The organism is Bradyrhizobium sp. UFLA05-153, assembly GCF_054185185.1.
This window is the reverse complement of sequence record NZ_JBBIAM010000175.1, coordinates 1-15,035: the sequence shown is the minus strand read 5'-3', so window position 1 is coordinate 15,035 and position 15,035 is coordinate 1. Positions and strand designations below refer to the sequence as shown.

The 15,035-nt window shown below is 58.3% G+C and carries 14 protein-coding genes and 3 pseudogenes; 8 read left to right on the top strand and 9 right to left on the bottom strand.

The genetic code is table 11. The features are described 5' to 3' along the window. Positions 1-369 precede the first annotated feature (369 nt). The 4 genes from Q2941_RS47210 to Q2941_RS47195 all read left to right on the top strand — a co-directional run bounded on the left by Q2941_RS47210 (position 370) and on the right by Q2941_RS47195 (position 2,222). A complete protein-coding gene (locus Q2941_RS47210; protein ID WP_458196887.1) occupies positions 370-660 on the top strand; it encodes a tyrosine-type recombinase/integrase in 291 nt (96 codons plus the stop codon). Between the two features lie 241 nt (positions 661-901). After that, a complete protein-coding gene (locus tag Q2941_RS47205; RefSeq protein WP_458196886.1) occupies positions 902-1,237 on the top strand; it encodes a hypothetical protein in 336 nt (111 codons plus the stop codon). A 38-nt stretch (positions 1,238-1,275) separates the two neighbouring features. Further along, a complete protein-coding gene (locus Q2941_RS47200; RefSeq protein ID WP_458196885.1) occupies positions 1,276-1,668 on the top strand; it encodes a tyrosine-type recombinase/integrase in 393 nt (130 codons plus the stop codon). 143 nt (positions 1,669-1,811) lie between these two features. Further along, on the top strand, positions 1,812-2,222 hold the full coding sequence (locus Q2941_RS47195; RefSeq protein WP_458196883.1) for a site-specific integrase: 411 nt from the start codon (positions 1,812-1,814) through the stop codon (positions 2,220-2,222). 846 nt (positions 2,223-3,068) lie between these two features. Here Q2941_RS47195 and Q2941_RS47190 read toward each other — a convergent pair. The 9 genes and pseudogenes from Q2941_RS47190 to Q2941_RS47150 all read right to left on the bottom strand — a co-directional run bounded on the left by Q2941_RS47190 (position 3,069) and on the right by Q2941_RS47150 (position 11,067). After that, positions 3,069-3,221: a hypothetical protein gene (locus Q2941_RS47190; RefSeq protein WP_458196882.1), complete on the bottom strand. Its 153-nt coding sequence runs from the start codon at positions 3,219-3,221 to the stop codon at positions 3,069-3,071. A 551-nt stretch (positions 3,222-3,772) separates the two neighbouring features. After that, positions 3,773-4,069 (bottom strand): annotated as a pseudogene (locus tag Q2941_RS47185) (transposase); the annotation flags it as partial. 28 nt (positions 4,070-4,097) lie between these two features. After that, positions 4,098-4,268: pseudogene (locus Q2941_RS47180) on the bottom strand (transposase); the annotation flags it as partial. Positions 4,269-4,626: 358 nt separating this feature from the next. Next, the gene (locus Q2941_RS47175; RefSeq protein WP_458196881.1) at positions 4,627-5,487 is read right to left on the bottom strand and encodes a MaoC/PaaZ C-terminal domain-containing protein; all 861 of its coding nucleotides are present in this window, start codon (positions 5,485-5,487) and stop codon (positions 4,627-4,629) included. 422 nt (positions 5,488-5,909) lie between these two features. Further along, positions 5,910-7,145 (bottom strand): acyl-CoA dehydrogenase family protein, encoded by a 1,236-nt coding sequence (locus Q2941_RS47170; protein WP_458196880.1) that lies wholly within the window; start codon positions 7,143-7,145, stop codon positions 5,910-5,912. Positions 7,146-7,836: 691 nt separating this feature from the next. Next, a complete protein-coding gene (locus tag Q2941_RS47165; RefSeq protein ID WP_254108284.1) occupies positions 7,837-9,294 on the bottom strand; it encodes an IS4 family transposase in 1,458 nt (485 codons plus the stop codon). A gap of 423 nt (positions 9,295-9,717) precedes the next feature. After that, entirely contained in the window at positions 9,718-10,269 is a 552-nt protein-coding gene (locus tag Q2941_RS47160; protein ID WP_458196878.1) for a hypothetical protein, read from the bottom strand. Then, positions 10,245-10,424: a hypothetical protein gene (locus Q2941_RS47155; protein WP_458196876.1), complete on the bottom strand. Its 180-nt coding sequence runs from the start codon at positions 10,422-10,424 to the stop codon at positions 10,245-10,247. The genes Q2941_RS47160 and Q2941_RS47155 overlap by 25 nt, the downstream gene beginning before the upstream one ends. Positions 10,425-10,890: 466 nt before the next feature. After that, positions 10,891-11,067: a hypothetical protein gene (locus tag Q2941_RS47150; protein ID WP_458196875.1), complete on the bottom strand. Its 177-nt coding sequence runs from the start codon at positions 11,065-11,067 to the stop codon at positions 10,891-10,893. A 377-nt stretch (positions 11,068-11,444) separates the two neighbouring features. Here Q2941_RS47150 and Q2941_RS47145 point away from each other — a divergent pair, with 377 nt between their 5' ends. The 4 genes and pseudogenes from Q2941_RS47145 to Q2941_RS47130 all read left to right on the top strand — a co-directional run. Then, entirely contained in the window at positions 11,445-11,639 is a 195-nt protein-coding gene (locus Q2941_RS47145) for a hypothetical protein (protein WP_458196874.1), read from the top strand. 18 nt (positions 11,640-11,657) lie between these two features. Continuing rightward, on the top strand, positions 11,658-12,515 hold the full coding sequence (locus Q2941_RS47140; protein ID WP_458196873.1) for an acyl-CoA thioesterase: 858 nt from the start codon (positions 11,658-11,660) through the stop codon (positions 12,513-12,515). A 623-nt stretch (positions 12,516-13,138) separates the two neighbouring features. After that, positions 13,139-13,204, top strand: a pseudogene (locus Q2941_RS47135) (aminopeptidase P family N-terminal domain-containing protein); the annotation flags it as partial. A gap of 1,684 nt (positions 13,205-14,888) precedes the next feature. Then, positions 14,889-15,035 (top strand): CoA transferase (locus Q2941_RS47130; RefSeq protein WP_458196888.1); only part of this gene is annotated, 147 nt, incomplete at its 3' end.

The following is a 15,035-nucleotide window of genomic DNA, read 5'->3' as shown; positions in this document are numbered from 1 at the left end:
GTATATGACATGGATGCGCAATGAGCGCGGTTTTACGCCATCGACGGTGGAGCAGTGGAGACGGATGATCGGTAGGTTCTTACGCTGGTGTGAGGCTTAACACATGCAAGTCGAGCGGGTGTAGCAGTATCAGACAAACCGGCAACTTAGCGACCTTCAGCCTGCGGACGTTGACGCCTATTTCGTTACCCAGGCGACGCGACGATAGTCCCGCGTTTCGGTGGCCAGCACAGCCTCTGCCTTGGAATTTCTGCGCTACGCGGCAAAGCGGAGAATGTGTACGGACCGCTTAGCGCCGCGATTTGCCGGCCTCGGCTCTATCGCGAGGAGTAGCTGCCGTATGCCCCAGATTGGTGCGCCGTGCAGCGCATGTTGGTCAAAGCCGAGACTGACAACCCCCGGGACATCCGTGATCGTGCGATCCTGCCGTTGCTCGCGGTCTACGGGATGCGCAGCGACGAAGTGGCGGCATTGCGCCTCGATCAGATCGACTGGTCCGGTGGGACACTACGGCTTTTCCGCCTGAATCGCCGCCAGCCGCAGATCTACCCGCTGGTCTTCTCTGCGGCTGAGGCGCTCGCCCGCTACGTCGACACGGTGCGGCCGCTATCATCATGCCCGAAGTGTTCCTCTGCATGCACGCGCCCCGTCGACCGTTGAAGGCAGGGAGCATCTATGATGTCGCTCACCGCAGATTTGTTGCGCTTGGAATCGACGCTGCCCGTCGCGGTCGCCATGCGTTGCGCCACGCCTGCGCCTCCCGACTTCTTGCCGAAGGTCTGTCGATAAAGTAGATCGGCGACCATTTGGGACATCGCAGCGCGGTGTCAACCAGCATCTACGCCAAGGTGAACATGCAGTCGCTTCGCGAGCTCGGAGCGTTCGACCTGGGAGACCTCCAATGATGCTGACCCATGTTGTCGACGCCTATCTGGCCAAGCAGAGGTCACTGGGGGCGCGTTTCGAGTCCGCTGAGGTTCTGCTCCGCAGGTTCTGCCGAGCGATGGGCGATCGAGATATCGGCGAAGTCACGCCAGAGGCGGTAGCCGAGTTCCTCCAAGGCAAAGGATCGCTCAGTGCCACCTGGATGCTGCGATATAGCGTCTTGAGCGGCTGTTATAGATTCGCCATCAGTCGCGGGTACGCGGCATCCTCTTCGCTGCCGACAACGATTCCAAAGCTGCCGCGCAACAAACACCCTATGTTTATTCCACGGAAGAACTGCGCGGCCTGTTAGATGCGACCTCGATTCTGAAGGTTGCGCATCGCCCTCACGTGCCAGTCTTGTACCGTACGCTCCTCTTGTTGCTGTACGGAAGCGGCATGCGCATTGGCGAGGCGCTTAGTTTTGTCTTGCAAGACGTGGGTCTGACTGATCAGGTCATCACCGTCCGTGACACAAGTTCTTCAAAACGCTCCTCGTGCCAATCGGACCAAAAGCTCAACCAGGAACTGGCCGAGCACGTCGAGCGCCGTCGCCGGCTCCCTCTGCCGCGCGGGCACGAACCTCCATTATTCACTACGCGCGGCAGTCGACCGTGGCACTATGTGCGGGTCATCTCCTGGTTTCAGCATGTCCGCCGAGCCGCCGGAATCAGTGGCCCTGTCGACGAGCCTCGACTCCACGGCTGCACGATATTCGCCACACAGCCGCGGTGCACCGGGTGATCGCATGGTATCGCTCCGGCCAGGAGGTGCAGCAACTGCTTCCGCAACTCGCAACCGTTCAACCCAGCGCGTTTTGCAGATGACGCCCGATCTCCCGCAGGCGGCCAGCGAGCGCTTTGCTCTGTACGCGATGCAGGCCGACCATGATGGATAAGAGCCTGCTTGGTCCGCGGATCCGGCGGTTCTTGCTGGAACATCTGGTCGCCGATCGCAATCTTTTCCGCAACACCCATACCAGCTACCGCGACAGGCTCAAGTTGTTGCTGCCGTTTGCCAGCAAGCAGGGAGGCTGCGCCATCGATCGCATGACCGTGAAGAGCCGACGCCGCAAGTCGTCCGCAAGTTCCTGGACCACCGATCGCCAGTGCAGCGAGGTCACCCGCAAGCAACGGCTAGCGACCATCCATTCACTGGCGCGCTTTATCGGGACGCATTCGCCGGTTCACCTGGCCTGGTGTTCCGAAATACGGGCAGTGCCGTTCAAGAAGGCGGCCAAGCCGGCGATCGGATACCTCGAAAAGGCCGAGATGGACGCGTTGCTCAAACCAACCTGACAGACGCAGGAGTCTTGGGGTGCGCGACCATGTTCTGTTGCTTTTTCCTATACAGCAGCGGTGCTCGCGCCGATGAGGCGGAAAAATTGACGGTGGGCAATCTCCAGCTAGGTGCGTCCCCCCCCACGCCAGTGCGACCTCACGGCAAGGGAAACAAGGTTAGAATCTGTCCATTGTGGTCAACGACGGCAACCTCGTTGACTCGTCTTGTGGCTGACCGGAACAAAAATGAAGCGGTCTTTTCGGGCGGACGAACCAGCTTTGACGCGCTTCCGAATACACCGTCTCGTGACGCGATATGCCGCTATGGCGGCTGAAACGGTGCCGACGTTGGCGACGACGCGCGTGAGCCCACATACGGTTCGGCACACAACGGCCGTGCACCTACTGCGCGCCGGCGTCGACGTCAACACGATCTGTGCTTGGCTGGGCCAGTGTCATTAGACACCACGCACATCTATGCTGAAGTCGACCTGGAGATGAAAGCAGAGGCGTTAGCCAGGGTCGATATCAGCAGCCTGCCTCGGCACCCCTCTCTCCCGTCGTTGATGGCATTCCTGAAGGCCCTGTAGGCCGAAAGGCCACAATCTTATGTTGCGGAGCGAGCCGAGGAGGTTGGCGAAATCCTTGGCTCACTCCAGCAGCGACAATATAAATCTGGCCGCAACATAACACGAATAGCTGAAGCTGTCGGAGCCGCTGTCACAATACTCCTCCCACAACGACATCAGCGTCACTCCGGGGCGACGGAGCTCGCGGTGGACCGCCGGCAGATTCTGCTGTGGACGCTCGTTGCTGGGCAGATCGGACGGTGGCGGAAAAAGCCGGTTCTCGAGGGAGACATCGTCATCGAACTCCGGCGGCGACGGTCAGGTCATGCCGGCCCGCCTCGCCAAGTTGACAGACTGTGCCCTGGGCCAGGCCGAGGCTGCGGGCAAACGCTCGCTGCGACATGCCGACAGTGTAATGCAGGCGTAAAACTTCGCGAATGTGGCGCATGGATAGTCTCTCTGTCGGCATCTCGGTCCTCTGCTGTTGGGCAAAAGATCAAGCTACCTGGGTTGCAGACTGTCAGCCGTGCGTGCCTCCCGTTGTCCCCGATCACGATCGCTGGAAATAGCGATCACGATCCGCTGGAAACGGCGATCACGATGCTCTGGAATGGGTGATCACGATGGCCTTGGAATCGGTGATCACGATCGTCTGGAGCGCGCACCCATCTGGGGAGGACGGCAACCATCCCATCTCATCTGGCCATCAATACGTGGCGGCTGGGCACAAAGTGTTTCCTCCGAATCGGAAAAACCACCGGCATACCCGGCCGGCCTCGAGCACCAGAAAGCCCTCAAACAGCCAACGCCGCTGGACGGAGCAGGATAGCGCGCGTCGCGACGAACGCGCACGCCGTCGAGCCAATGAGTTTGCAGCTCTCTTCGCTGACCCAGAGTCGCCAGGATAACTCCGCAGACATAGCGGGCACTCGAACTTTAGTCGTACGTTGAACAACGCGTTATTGGCGGTCAGAGCGCGACGACAGCATGAGATTGCTGTCACGCGGCGGAAGCTAGCTTGCACAGGTTGTGTGCTGTGCAGATGATCGCCCATTTGGCCTTCACTTTCTCTATCCCTCGCAACACGAACTGGCGGAACGCTCTGGCCTGTTTGATCTGTCTGAACACCGGTTCGACCACCGCCTTGCGCAATCGATAGCGGCTGCGATGGCCGGCGCGCTTGAGCTTGGCGCTCATCCGGGCGAGGAGCGATCCGGGCTTGAGCGGCCGCTTGGCGGCGGCGGACGTGGCTCCGTGCTTCTGTCCCCCAGTCGCGATGAAGCCGTTGATCCACCGTCGGCCGACGTGCGCCGGCCACGATCATCATGAAGTCGGCACGCTCCACCGCTGCCCTGGCGATGCGCCGCGACGAGTAGATGCCACTCGCGTAGCCATGCAGAAGCATCGCCGTCATCATTCTCGGGTCAAACGGCGGCTGGCCGAGCGCCCTGCTGTAGCTGCCGGAAATCGCCGAAAGATCAAACCCCTCTCGCACCGATAAGCCTCGTCAATTTTCCAGGCTCAAAATTCCTTGCTCATAGCCCCGCAAGGAATCAGACTCGCCCCAACTTGACCAGCGACTACTTGGACAGGCTCCTAGTGGGACGGGACGAGAGAAGCTCCGTCGCGTTTGCCACCGTGGCGTAGTTGTTCCACCATGAGATAATCGCCGGGCTGGGCCGATCTTTCGGCGCGATTGCCCGCGAGCTCAATCCGTACGGCAGCTCTTCGACAAGCGTTAGTCGTTTGGCCGCGTCGGGGCTCCCGATGATCAGCTCAATGCGTATGGTCGCTGTGGCAGACTCGAATTATCTCCGCGTGATTCTGTTGGGGCGAAGCGCGTCCGGAAAGGCTTAGCCCAGTACGGTCTGCCCATTCTTGGCGACCATAGCTTGGCGCTCTCGAACCTGCGCTTCGAACGAAATCGAATTGCCATCCTTCCAGAGATTAACCGTGACGGTCTCACCCGGGAACACCGGGGCAGAAAAGCGGACACGATGCCGATGGAAAGCAGAGGGATCGTAATCGGCATACGTCTGCAGCACGGCCCTGCAGGTCAGTCCATAGGTGCACATGCCATGGAGAATGGGATTTGGAAAACCGGCCCGACGCGCGAATTCCGGATCGCTATGCAAGGGATTTCGATCCCCCGACAGACGATAGATGAGCGCTTGGTCGGGCCGGGTCGGAATATCGATTGATCTGTCCGGCGCTCGCTGGGGTGCTTTGTGCGGCTCGGGCATTCCCTTCGGTGGTCCGCCAAACCCGCCGTCGCCCCTCGCAAACGTCGAAGAAACGATAGTGACGATCTTGTGACCGTCGCCGTCTCTGACGACTACTTCGTCCTGAATGATCGCGCCTTTCTCCTTGCCCTTGTCGTACACGGCGAGCACCCGAGCATCCGCGGTAACGCTGGCCGCGACAGGCACCGGCTTGTGAAATGTGATGTCCCGTTCGCCATCAAGGACCATGACGGAGTTGAGATCAATGACTCCGGGTCGCGCTCCCCAGACGCAGACCGAAGCAAAGGTCGGAACAACCTTCAGCGGCTGGCGTGTTGCAAACGCCTCGTTGACAAACTGCAGCTCCTTTTTGTTCAGAGGATCGGAGCCCATGCCGATACCAAGCGCATAAAGTATCACCTCACGGTCGCTCCACGAATAAGGAGCGGCTTCGGTTTTGAGCTTGAGTACGGCAGAATATTCGATTGGCATGAGCCTTCCCTTGTGGTGCTGCGCCATTGGCGCCAGGCCACCGTAAATAGCGGCAGCGGAGGTCCATCCTCGGTCGGTTTGAAGACGACCGTCCCTTTGGCGGCAAATTTGCTCGTGGTGGTTGGGTCTACCTCATCGTGACATAGCGTTCGAAAATGGCGGGTCGCCAACCGCTGCATGGTTTGCATACGTACCTCATCCCAGACGGTGACGCCTCGCAGAACGGACACAATGCACGAGGTAAGTGGTGCACTTCTGCCTCCAGCGTCTTATCTGAAACTTACCCCGTTCGCGTCGTCACGGAGGCTCGGTTTCCAAGTTGAAGATTGATGCTGCGCACGTTCGCCCGGATGTCAGACCTCGCCCGTGGCGGATGCCAAGCGGCCCTACGGTTCCGTACGCCCGCTGCGGTGCTTTCTCCTTCAATTCACCGGAGAATCTGCGCACTTCCGAAGCTCAAGTCTAGCAATAGCGCGGCAGTGGACTTCATCAGGGCCATCCGCCAGACGCATCGTGCGCACCGACGCATAATCGCGCGCGAGACCTGAGTCCTCGGCGACGCCGGCGCCGCCAAAAGCCTGGATCGCCAGGTCGATGACTTTGAGCGCCATGCGGGGCGCCGCCACCTTAATCATCGCAATCTCAAGCTGAGCGGCCTTGTTACCGACCTTGTCCATCATATCGGCCGCTTTCAGGCACAATAGTCGATTCATTTCGATGTCGATGCGAGCCTCCGCGAGGCGCTGCTCCCAAACCGAGTGCTCGACGATCTTCTTGCCGAAAGCGACTCGTGAATTGAGTCGCTTGACCATCTTCTCCAGCGCTTCCTCGGCCTTGCCGATGGTCCGCATGCAGTGATGAATGCGGCCCGGCCCGAGTCGACCTTGCGCGATCTCAAAACCCTTGCCCTCGCCTAGCAACAGATTGCTCGCGGGAACACGCACATTCCTAAGCAGGATTTCGCCGTGACCCTGCGGTGCATCGTCATAGCCGAATACGGGAAGCATCCTCTCAATCTCGATGCCGGGCGCATCGAGCGGGACCAGGATCTGCGATTGCTGCTGGTGGCGCGGCGCCTTGAGATCGGTCTTGCCCATCACGATTGCAATCTTGCAGCGGGGATCACCCGCGCCCGATGACCACCATTTGCGGCCGTTTATGATGTAATGACCGCCATCCCGCTCGATCCGCGTTTCGATGTTCGTGGCATCCGATGAGGCGACCGCAGGCTCCGTCATTAGGAACGCAGAGCGGATTTCGCCATTCATCAAGGGCTTGAGCCATTGTCGCTTCTGCTCCTTGGTGCCGTAGCGGATCAAAACCTCCATATTGCCAGTGTCGGGTGCGGAGCAGTTGAAAACTTCCGAAGCCCAGCCGATGCGACCCATCTCTTCCGCAAGCCGCGCATACTCCAAATTGCTCAGTCCTGCTCCGCGGAATTCTTCATCATCACACGGTGACGGCGGCAGAAACATGTTCCATAGACCATCGGCGTACGCCTTCCTCTTTAGATCCTCGATCACTGAGATCACCTTCCAACGGTCGCCCTCAGTATCCTGCTGCTTGTAGATGGGCACGGCCGGTCGAACATGCGCGGCCATGAACGACTGCACGCGGTGCAGCCATTCCTTCTGCTTCTCCGACATCGTGAAATCCATGGCACGCTCCTTTTTCTTTCTGGTCGTGAATTGCTCTCCCGACCGATCGCATCGCGACGGCATTCTGGCTCTCGGCGAGAGTCGCGTCATAGCTTGCTACCGCGCGCAATGTGCGCATTGACAAGTGTTCCTTCAAGACGAAGGTTTCGTGCAAACGTCCGGATGCGCAACTCCCAAACTTGGGGGGCACGCCGAGCGATCAGACCTAATTTTCCTTTCTCGCTGCAGCCAAGCCCGCTTTACGCCGATAGCGGGTTTGTGATGTGATACTGCGCGACATCGTAGCGGAGGCCAATGTCTACCTTGCAGGGTGATTTGTCATTTCGGCTCTAAGGACGAGGTGATTGCGTACGCGCACCCTGCCAAGCCTACGCCGCTGTCTGGTTCCAACTCCAGCACTCGACCACGACTCGGTTCATGATCCACATCAGTTTCGAATCGGTCCCGGCGCTTCGCCGCATCCGTAACTGCGAGAGCGATTTTCTCAAATTCATCGCGCGATTGTTCACACGCTGGTCAGCCATGGAGATGTCGAGCTCTATTGGAACTGTATTTCGTGCTCGCGGTGGTATGCGACACCAGGTTACTGAAAACGCCGTTCGAAGGAGATGCGACATGGAAGACGGCGATGGTAATAGCGCATATTGAAGCTCGTCGTGATGGCGCTGACGTAAGCCCCCGCGGAACACTTTCAATTACCCACAAATTCTCCTCCGACCATGGCGCCCAGCGCGATGTCGGTGAGGCGTGACAGCCCGCGCCACATGACGGTATTGCCGGGCGGCGGATCGCTGGCGCGGGCGAGATAACCGCCAAGCCGGGCGATCTTGATCAGATAGTGCGAGAGCGTTTTCTGTCTTGCTTTTGGTTTGTCGTTGGCGAGGCGATCGAGCACACCGATTTCAGTCGCAGTCAACGCGAGGGTTGGTGGCGCGTCTGGGGCGGAACGGTTGAGCATCGTCATCCAGAAGACCCGCCAACTCAGGATGCAAAACAGTGAGATCAGATTGGTCAGACGCTGGGCGGTCCGGAGCTTCGACTCCTCAGCTTTGCAGCCCGATTTGAGGATCTTGTGGAACACCTCGATCTTCCATCTCAAAGCATACCATTCGAGCTTCTCAATGGCGTCGGTGCGGGAACCAACCGGCAGGTCGGTGATCAGCTTCCAATCGATCTTCTTTCTGTTTTTCGGCGTCCCGCGCTCTTCGGCATGGATCACCGTCAGGGTCAGAGCGGGATAGCGCTTCTGCTTTCCGATCGGTGGCAGGATGCGTATCTTGCGATACCGGATCTCAAGAACGGCCTGGTCGGGATCGCCGTTGCTGTCTCTGACTTCGATGCGATGGAGCCCTTTGACGGCGACCTCGTCCATTTCGTCAGCGATCGTGTGATCCCCGTCTCCAGCCAAGCGGTCGACGCAGGTCCTGATCAGGAAATGAGTTCCGATCTCCTGTGCTGCGCAGAAAAGCTCGTAGATGTCACTCTCGCGATCACCGATATGGATGCATCGTCCCGGATGATCCACGAGTTGCGTAGACTGCTTGAGATTTTCCAACCACCGGACGCTTTCCTTTTTCTCGATGGGAATCCGGGTCGGATTGATCTTCTTTTTAAGCGCTGCCGTCCCCTTGAATTTCTTTCGGGTCCAGAACTTAACGGCCGCCAACCCCAGCGGCACACCCTCGATTGTAACCGCGAGGCTCGAATGCATCAGGATGCCGCAAACCGTGTGCGATCTGAGGCGACCCGCCTTATCCCGCCCACTGTTTATGCTCTTGGTGATGCCGATCGCTTCTGACTTCTCGCGTTGATAGCTAAACTCCGTTGTGTCGTGCAGCACAAGAACGAGACCTTCAGCAGCGGCGGTACGATCACGTGTCGATTGGAAATGGCCGGCCAGAATGTCCGCTTCGCTGACCCGGTCATTGGAGAAGAAGCGGTAGGCTGCCTTGGTATTCGCCCAATCCTGGCAGACGAGCGGAATGCTTTGTCCCATGGCGCTTCCAATCTGCGTGAGCAGTTTGCGGAATCTGTCGCCGAGCCGCGCGTCCCTAAACTCGCATCCACTACTCTCTCGATCAATCCAACATTCGCCTTCCAAGGACCGCAAACGGCCTTTTGCCGATCGATCCCTTAATGTCAGCCCCATAGAGCACCCCCTCGCGAATCAGGTGCTCAGCAAGGAATCACAAGTGATTCTTTCGACTCAAGATTTTGCCGATCAGCGGATCAGCCCGAGTGGTCAAAGTTATGGGTAATTGAAAGCCGCGGAACGCCGAGCCATGGCGTGCGAAGCGCGGTAGTTGGAAAGCGAAGCCGGTAGTTCCCCTTCTTTTCCCCTACGCGCCAACAGGCAACTGACAGCGATGGAACGACGAAGGGACCAACGTGGCCAAGCACAAGATGTATTGCCAACCGAAAGTCATCTGCGACCGAGATGGCGCGAAACTGCCAAATACTTGCTTCGCATCAGCTGGCAAAGATCTTTGAAGATGCGAGACATGCGCGGAAATCGCCGCCAAGCGACGAAATAGATGGACCATAGGGTCACTCATGTGCGAAGAGAGAACATTCAATCTCGCAACGCCGTTTGGAGTTCTTGGTGAGTGATTTCGTCGCCCGTGAAGAATCCTGATTTCGATCTTGCGGGTGATGTAGCGGGCCGAGATAGATTCTGAGTATCTTCAAGGCTCGTTTGGCGCGCTTGAACTTGTGTGGATGCCAGCCGTTTTGCAAGGGAAACTTCGAAGTTCATGGCATGTGTTCGAGTGCGGACTTGTGTCCAGGCCTTTAGGGTGCAGCCATTCGCATGCCGCGGCCCGTGTATGGTGATGCGCGGATCAGGTCCGAATCCGTTTGGCGAGCTCATGAGGCTCCCTCGTAACCCTTCCCGGGACAGCACGTTGATCGTCTTCTTCAATGCCTCAAGCCGGCCGATCATCTGGGCAATTTGGTCCGGCAAACCACGGCAGATATCGCGAACCAGATCCGGCAGCTCCATGTTATCGTCCTCGACGATCTCGCTCAGACGCCGCAGGTGGCGAATGCCTTGCGGAGCAATGTCGCCGAACTCATACGAGTATGCGCGTAATGCGTTGATCACTTCGGTGCACTGATTGACCAACTGTTTTCCCGGGTGGGAAAGACGATGGCGCCCTCGGTCTTCGGCGCGACAAAGCGCACAGTCAGACGTAGCGCCGCTTCGACCATCGCTTCAGCATCCGCGGCGTCATTCTTCTGCCCCTTGATGAACGCTTTGACATAGCTAGGGGCAATCATTTCGGCTGGTGACCAAACTCGCGATCCCGGTAAGGGAGCTGCCGCAGGCCTCCATCGCCACGACACAGGTGTTGACTCTCCATGAATTTTTCACCGCGACCAGCGCACCGGTCAGCCTTCGTCGTTCGACGCGCAGATCGGCGAGGCGCTGTTCGTGTGCTACCTCGTTCTTTTGGTCGAACTCTGCCCCATGCCATTTACATCTCCGTCCGCACACAAGACGGTCTCCGCGCCGGTGATGAGGATCGAACCAACTTGCGAATCGTCATCGAATCGTTTGATCAATTTGCACGATGCTGGGGGCAGGGGATTGGAAAAGCGTTCTTCGCCTCCGGCCGATTCAGCGTGACGACGGCATCGGGTCACGGAGTTCCGTCAATAATTTACCTGTTTCTGACTGCTTCCAGGCTCTCGGAGATGCTTATTGCTCCATGTGCGCGGCGAAGCATGCTGCTCATGATGATGATCATACCTTGAGAGAAAGCCTGCGGTGAAACGCTTCATGAACGATGAGCGTCTCCACGCTCTCCTGCACATCGGCATGCAACATCAAAATGCGCAATGGCAACAGCATGATGAGAGGCAACATACGATACGTTTTGGGACGCGGAAAAATCGCGCCCGATACCTCGGTTCTGACCATGTAGGCGGTCCTATCGACGCAGCTTTGGTGACATCAGCTTTTCGACCGGATAAGTCTTCCTATGCCGAAGGTCTTGCAAAGCGTCCATTCCAAGAGCCTCTATCATAGTTTCGGAGGTCCCCGTCAAATGTCCGCAAAGCGGCGACCGCTGTCAATTCACGCGCCCTGTTGTCGTGTTCACCGTGTCCGGTTGAAGACGTCCATGTCCGGAGTCCGACCCCAAGGGGTAAGTATTCCGCCGGTCGGCAGGAAACAGGTAGATTTGCTCTCTTCACGCAAGGCTCGCATAGCAGCCTTTTGCGGCACGCCGATTGCTTGGAACGGAAGATCGGATATCAGAAGGGCGGTCTCGCAGTCCCAGCCGCCCAGGAGTTCAAATGAAGCATCTCGATGTATCCAAATCAATGCCAGCAGCAGAACTGTTGAGTGTGATTCCGCCAGTTGAAGCTGTCCGGAGCGGCGAATCTGATGCGCGAAACAAGACCCTCTTGGCCATTCCGGCATTCCGAGATGTTCCCAAGGACCAGACCCGGGATCTCAGGCTTCCGGAGCGGAACGCGTGCCCGGAATGACGCAACGAAAGCACGTCAATGTCTAAACGCCTAATGGACCTGCTTGCCATCCTTGACCTCGAACCGATCGAAACGAACCTGTTTAGCGGTAGTAGCCCGAAGAGCTGGCAATGGGTGTTTGGCGGGCAGGTGATCGGGCAGGCGATGGTGGCGGCTTGCCGCACGGTGGCGGGCCGACTACCGCACTCGCTGCATTGCTATTTCATTCTGCCCGGCGATCCACAGGTGCCGATCATTTACCAGGTCGAGCGGTTGCGCGACGGCAAGAGCTACTCGGCCCGGCGCGTTATCGCGATCCAGCACGGCAACCCGATCTTCTCGATCATGGTGTCGTTTCACGCCGAAGAGCAGGGCACGTTCGACCACCAGGAGAAGATGCCCGACCTCCTGCCGCCGGAAAAGCTCACCGCAGAGGAATTCTCCAAGCAGTCGACGTTTCCCGAGATGCCGGAATTCATCCACCGCTATTACGAATCCGATCGGCCGATCGAATTCCGGCCGGTGGAGATCGGCCGCTATTTCGGTCAGAAGATCGATAACGGCCGCATTCATAACTGGATCAAGACGGCTGCAAAGCTGCCGGACGATCCAGCACTTCATAGGTGCGCGCTGGCCTATGCCTCGGATTTCTCGCTGCTGGACGCGGTAATGGCCCGCTATGGCCGCAGCCTGTTCGACGAGCGAACAATAACGGCTAGCCTCGATCACGCGATGTGGTTTCACCGCCCGTTCCGCGCCGACGAATGGCTGCTCTACGCCCAGGAGTCGCCGAGCGCGCAAGGCGGACGCGGCTTCACGCGCGGCCTGATCTTCAAGCCGGACGGCACGCTGGTGGCGTCCGTCGCCCAGGAAGGCTCGTTGCGGGAGAGACGCTGAGACTTGACGTACCTATGAACGAGATTCGTCGATCAGCTCGGTGCAACATCTGCCAGCGCAACAACCAGCGAAACGCCCAAGCAATCGGAACGAGAAAAGCGCTGGCGATCAACGCGACGATCATGCGCCAGAGATACTTGAGGTGGGAATTGAAGACGACGGCCGCCGCGTGCTCTGGATGTTGCGCAAGATCCGGCGGATTTGCGCGGTGTAGAGCAGGGGCGGACCAGTAATCGTGATGACAGAAAGCACGCCGTAGATACTCGAGCCGAGATAGTCCCAAAATGAGCGCGAAAAAGCTCAAGCCAAGCAGCGGCACATCGAGCCGGTGGTCACCACGAATAACGTTACCGTCGACGTGGTAGACTTAAAGCAGCGGAGATTGCTGCAGCTTTAGGCGATCCGAGAGGTAGCCCGAATGCGCAGAGCCCGCAGAAATTCATCGAATTCGCCACCCGTGCCGACCGCTAGGCGGCCTTCGCCCAGCTAATTCCTTAACATTTGATGGAGTCACCATACCAGATGCCCGTTCTTGAGAAGCAGGAATTCCTTGCTCGTCTCGACGCAACCTGCCGCCAACTGAAAACTTGGGACGCGCCTGACGACTAGGCGCGTTAACGCGCAACCTCGACGTGGCGCTCATCTTCAGCCCATCCAACCAATACTATCTGACCGGCTACTGCGCATAATCCTTCTACCATTCCTCCGGTAGTGATCGTTCCCGCCGATGGTTCGCAGCCGACCCTCATTACGCGGGCCGTGGATGCGATCACGGCGACTCACACCGCCTATCTCGAGGAGGCCCAGGTCGTCGGCCTGCCCGAGACGTTCGTGGGCGTTGTCGGCCTCTAGGCGTCGTGGGAGGTGTCGCCTCGATCGGCAGGGTGAAACCGCGTGCTGATGCGCGGGCTAGCACAATTGAGCGCTGAACGTCGGACCAGACGAATTCATTGTGTAACCATTAGTCAAGCTTTGCGTTACGCGGAAGGAATTCTCAGAAGGAACCCATGCGTGAAATATGGGCCGTTTTGTTGTTATGTGTGCGAGTTGGGGTGGCATGGAGAGCTTATAGCGGTTGACGAGAAAACTTTCTCGTTTCTTCAAGGGATATGGTTTGTGAGTTCGGAGTCCGTTCCGCTCCACGACCAATATTAGTACGGCCTAAGGCCTATGCGAGAGGCACTCCTCGTATCTCGGACGCATGGCTGCATTGGCGCGCTGGAGACACGAACGACATCTTCAATAAGCCATACCATTCTCTGTCTCTCATTTTGGCAAGCCGTCAAGTGATTACCGTTTCGCTTTCTAATCTTAGTCCAAGAGATGTGCAATCTCGCCTGCATAAAGCAGGTTACGGATCGCCGCATATTTGCGTGCATCCGTAACAAACGCCATCGTGCTCCCGTCCTGACTATGCTCGACCCTGTCACGCGTTGGAGCTGCGCGACAAGTCAAGTATCGCGATCTCCGGCCACCTAACACCTTGCTCGAGCCGCCACCGAGACGGCGAGGAAAGGCCGCCCGGCTCTCACCTCTCCGCGCCGTCCGACGATAGGAAGGAAATACCGCTGTCCACGATCAGTGGTGAGCTACGCATCGAACAATGCGAGCAGCGGAGTAGGAATGGAGGAAAACGGGTGGAACTGGCGATCACGGACGCCCTTTACGAATCTACTACCCGATTTAGCAGCTGCCCAAGCGACGAAGCCAGTAGTTTAGTTCGTTTGAAGCGCGGCGGCGATGGAGCAACGCACATGATTTGTACCGAACGTCCAGTGCGGTCCGATGTCGCCAAGCCGCCCTGTTGTGCCAGCCCGTGTGAGCGGCGGATGGACCGTTGGCAGATAGGAATGGAGAATGGAATGCAACAGCCGATTGCGTCTGTGATGGAGGCGGCCCGAAGCGGAATGGATCGCGCTTGACGTCGTGGTTGAACCCGAGGCGGAGAAGACTGTCATCGTGCGTCACGTCCCCCCAACGCTCGCGACGGGATCTAGCGTGATCTTGCCGGTGTTTGGGCATTGTGCCGCGCAAGGACTATGCCTGTATCCGCGGTCGATGATCGGAGGACTATTACACCTCCTTTACCGGGGCGTGACCGATCAGCGAATTCGACGGCGTGGGGCTGGAGCGTTACATACGGCTCGGCTTCCGCAGGGAAGTGAGGCCTGCGCCGACTGTTCCGAGCGCGAAGAGTATTGGAGGAGTTGCGCAGCTCTATGCCAACGGCATGGTCCGCATGGATCGCCTCGGCGTTCGAGATCGAAAACTTCATCGATCTCGCGGACTGGCAAGCAGCGCCGCGTTATTGGTGGCCGCAAGTTCGCATCGCGCGGCCGATGATGTTCCAGGGCATCAGCGTGGCTAAAAAAAATGGAGCCCTCAATGGGAGTGTTATCGCATCTACGGGTCGTGGAGATAGGTAGCTCGGCCGCAACCAGCTATTGTGCACGGTTGTTTGCGGATTTCGGTGCCGATGTTCAAAAGGTCGAGCCGCGAGCAGGCGATCCACTTCGCCGC

What these genes read in the sequence shown, in the direction of transcription:
- Q2941_RS47205 (WP_458196886.1), top strand. Translation starts at nt 902, where the DNA reads ATGATGCTGACCCATGTTGTCGACGCCTATCTGGCCAAGCAGAGGTCA.
- Q2941_RS47170 (WP_458196880.1), bottom strand. Translation starts at nt 7,145, where the DNA reads ATGGATTTCACGATGTCGGAGAAGCAGAAGGAATGGCTGCACCGCGTG.
- Q2941_RS47165 (WP_254108284.1), bottom strand. Translation starts at nt 9,294, where the DNA reads ATGGGGCTGACATTAAGGGATCGATCGGCAAAAGGCCGTTTGCGGTCC.
- Q2941_RS47140 (WP_458196873.1), top strand. Translation starts at nt 11,658, where the DNA reads ATGTCTAAACGCCTAATGGACCTGCTTGCCATCCTTGACCTCGAACCG.
- Q2941_RS47145 (WP_458196874.1), top strand. Translation starts at nt 11,445, where the DNA reads ATGAAGCATCTCGATGTATCCAAATCAATGCCAGCAGCAGAACTGTTG.
- Q2941_RS47155 (WP_458196876.1), bottom strand. Translation starts at nt 10,424, where the DNA reads ATGATTGCCCCTAGCTATGTCAAAGCGTTCATCAAGGGGCAGAAGAAT.
- Q2941_RS47175 (WP_458196881.1), bottom strand. Translation starts at nt 5,487, where the DNA reads ATGCCAATCGAATATTCTGCCGTACTCAAGCTCAAAACCGAAGCCGCT.
- Q2941_RS47210 (WP_458196887.1), top strand. Translation starts at nt 370, where the DNA reads ATGTTGGTCAAAGCCGAGACTGACAACCCCCGGGACATCCGTGATCGT.
- Q2941_RS47195 (WP_458196883.1), top strand. Translation starts at nt 1,812, where the DNA reads ATGATGGATAAGAGCCTGCTTGGTCCGCGGATCCGGCGGTTCTTGCTG.
- Q2941_RS47190 (WP_458196882.1), bottom strand. Translation starts at nt 3,221, where the DNA reads ATGCGCCACATTCGCGAAGTTTTACGCCTGCATTACACTGTCGGCATG.
- Q2941_RS47150 (WP_458196875.1), bottom strand. Translation starts at nt 11,067, where the DNA reads ATGGTCAGAACCGAGGTATCGGGCGCGATTTTTCCGCGTCCCAAAACG.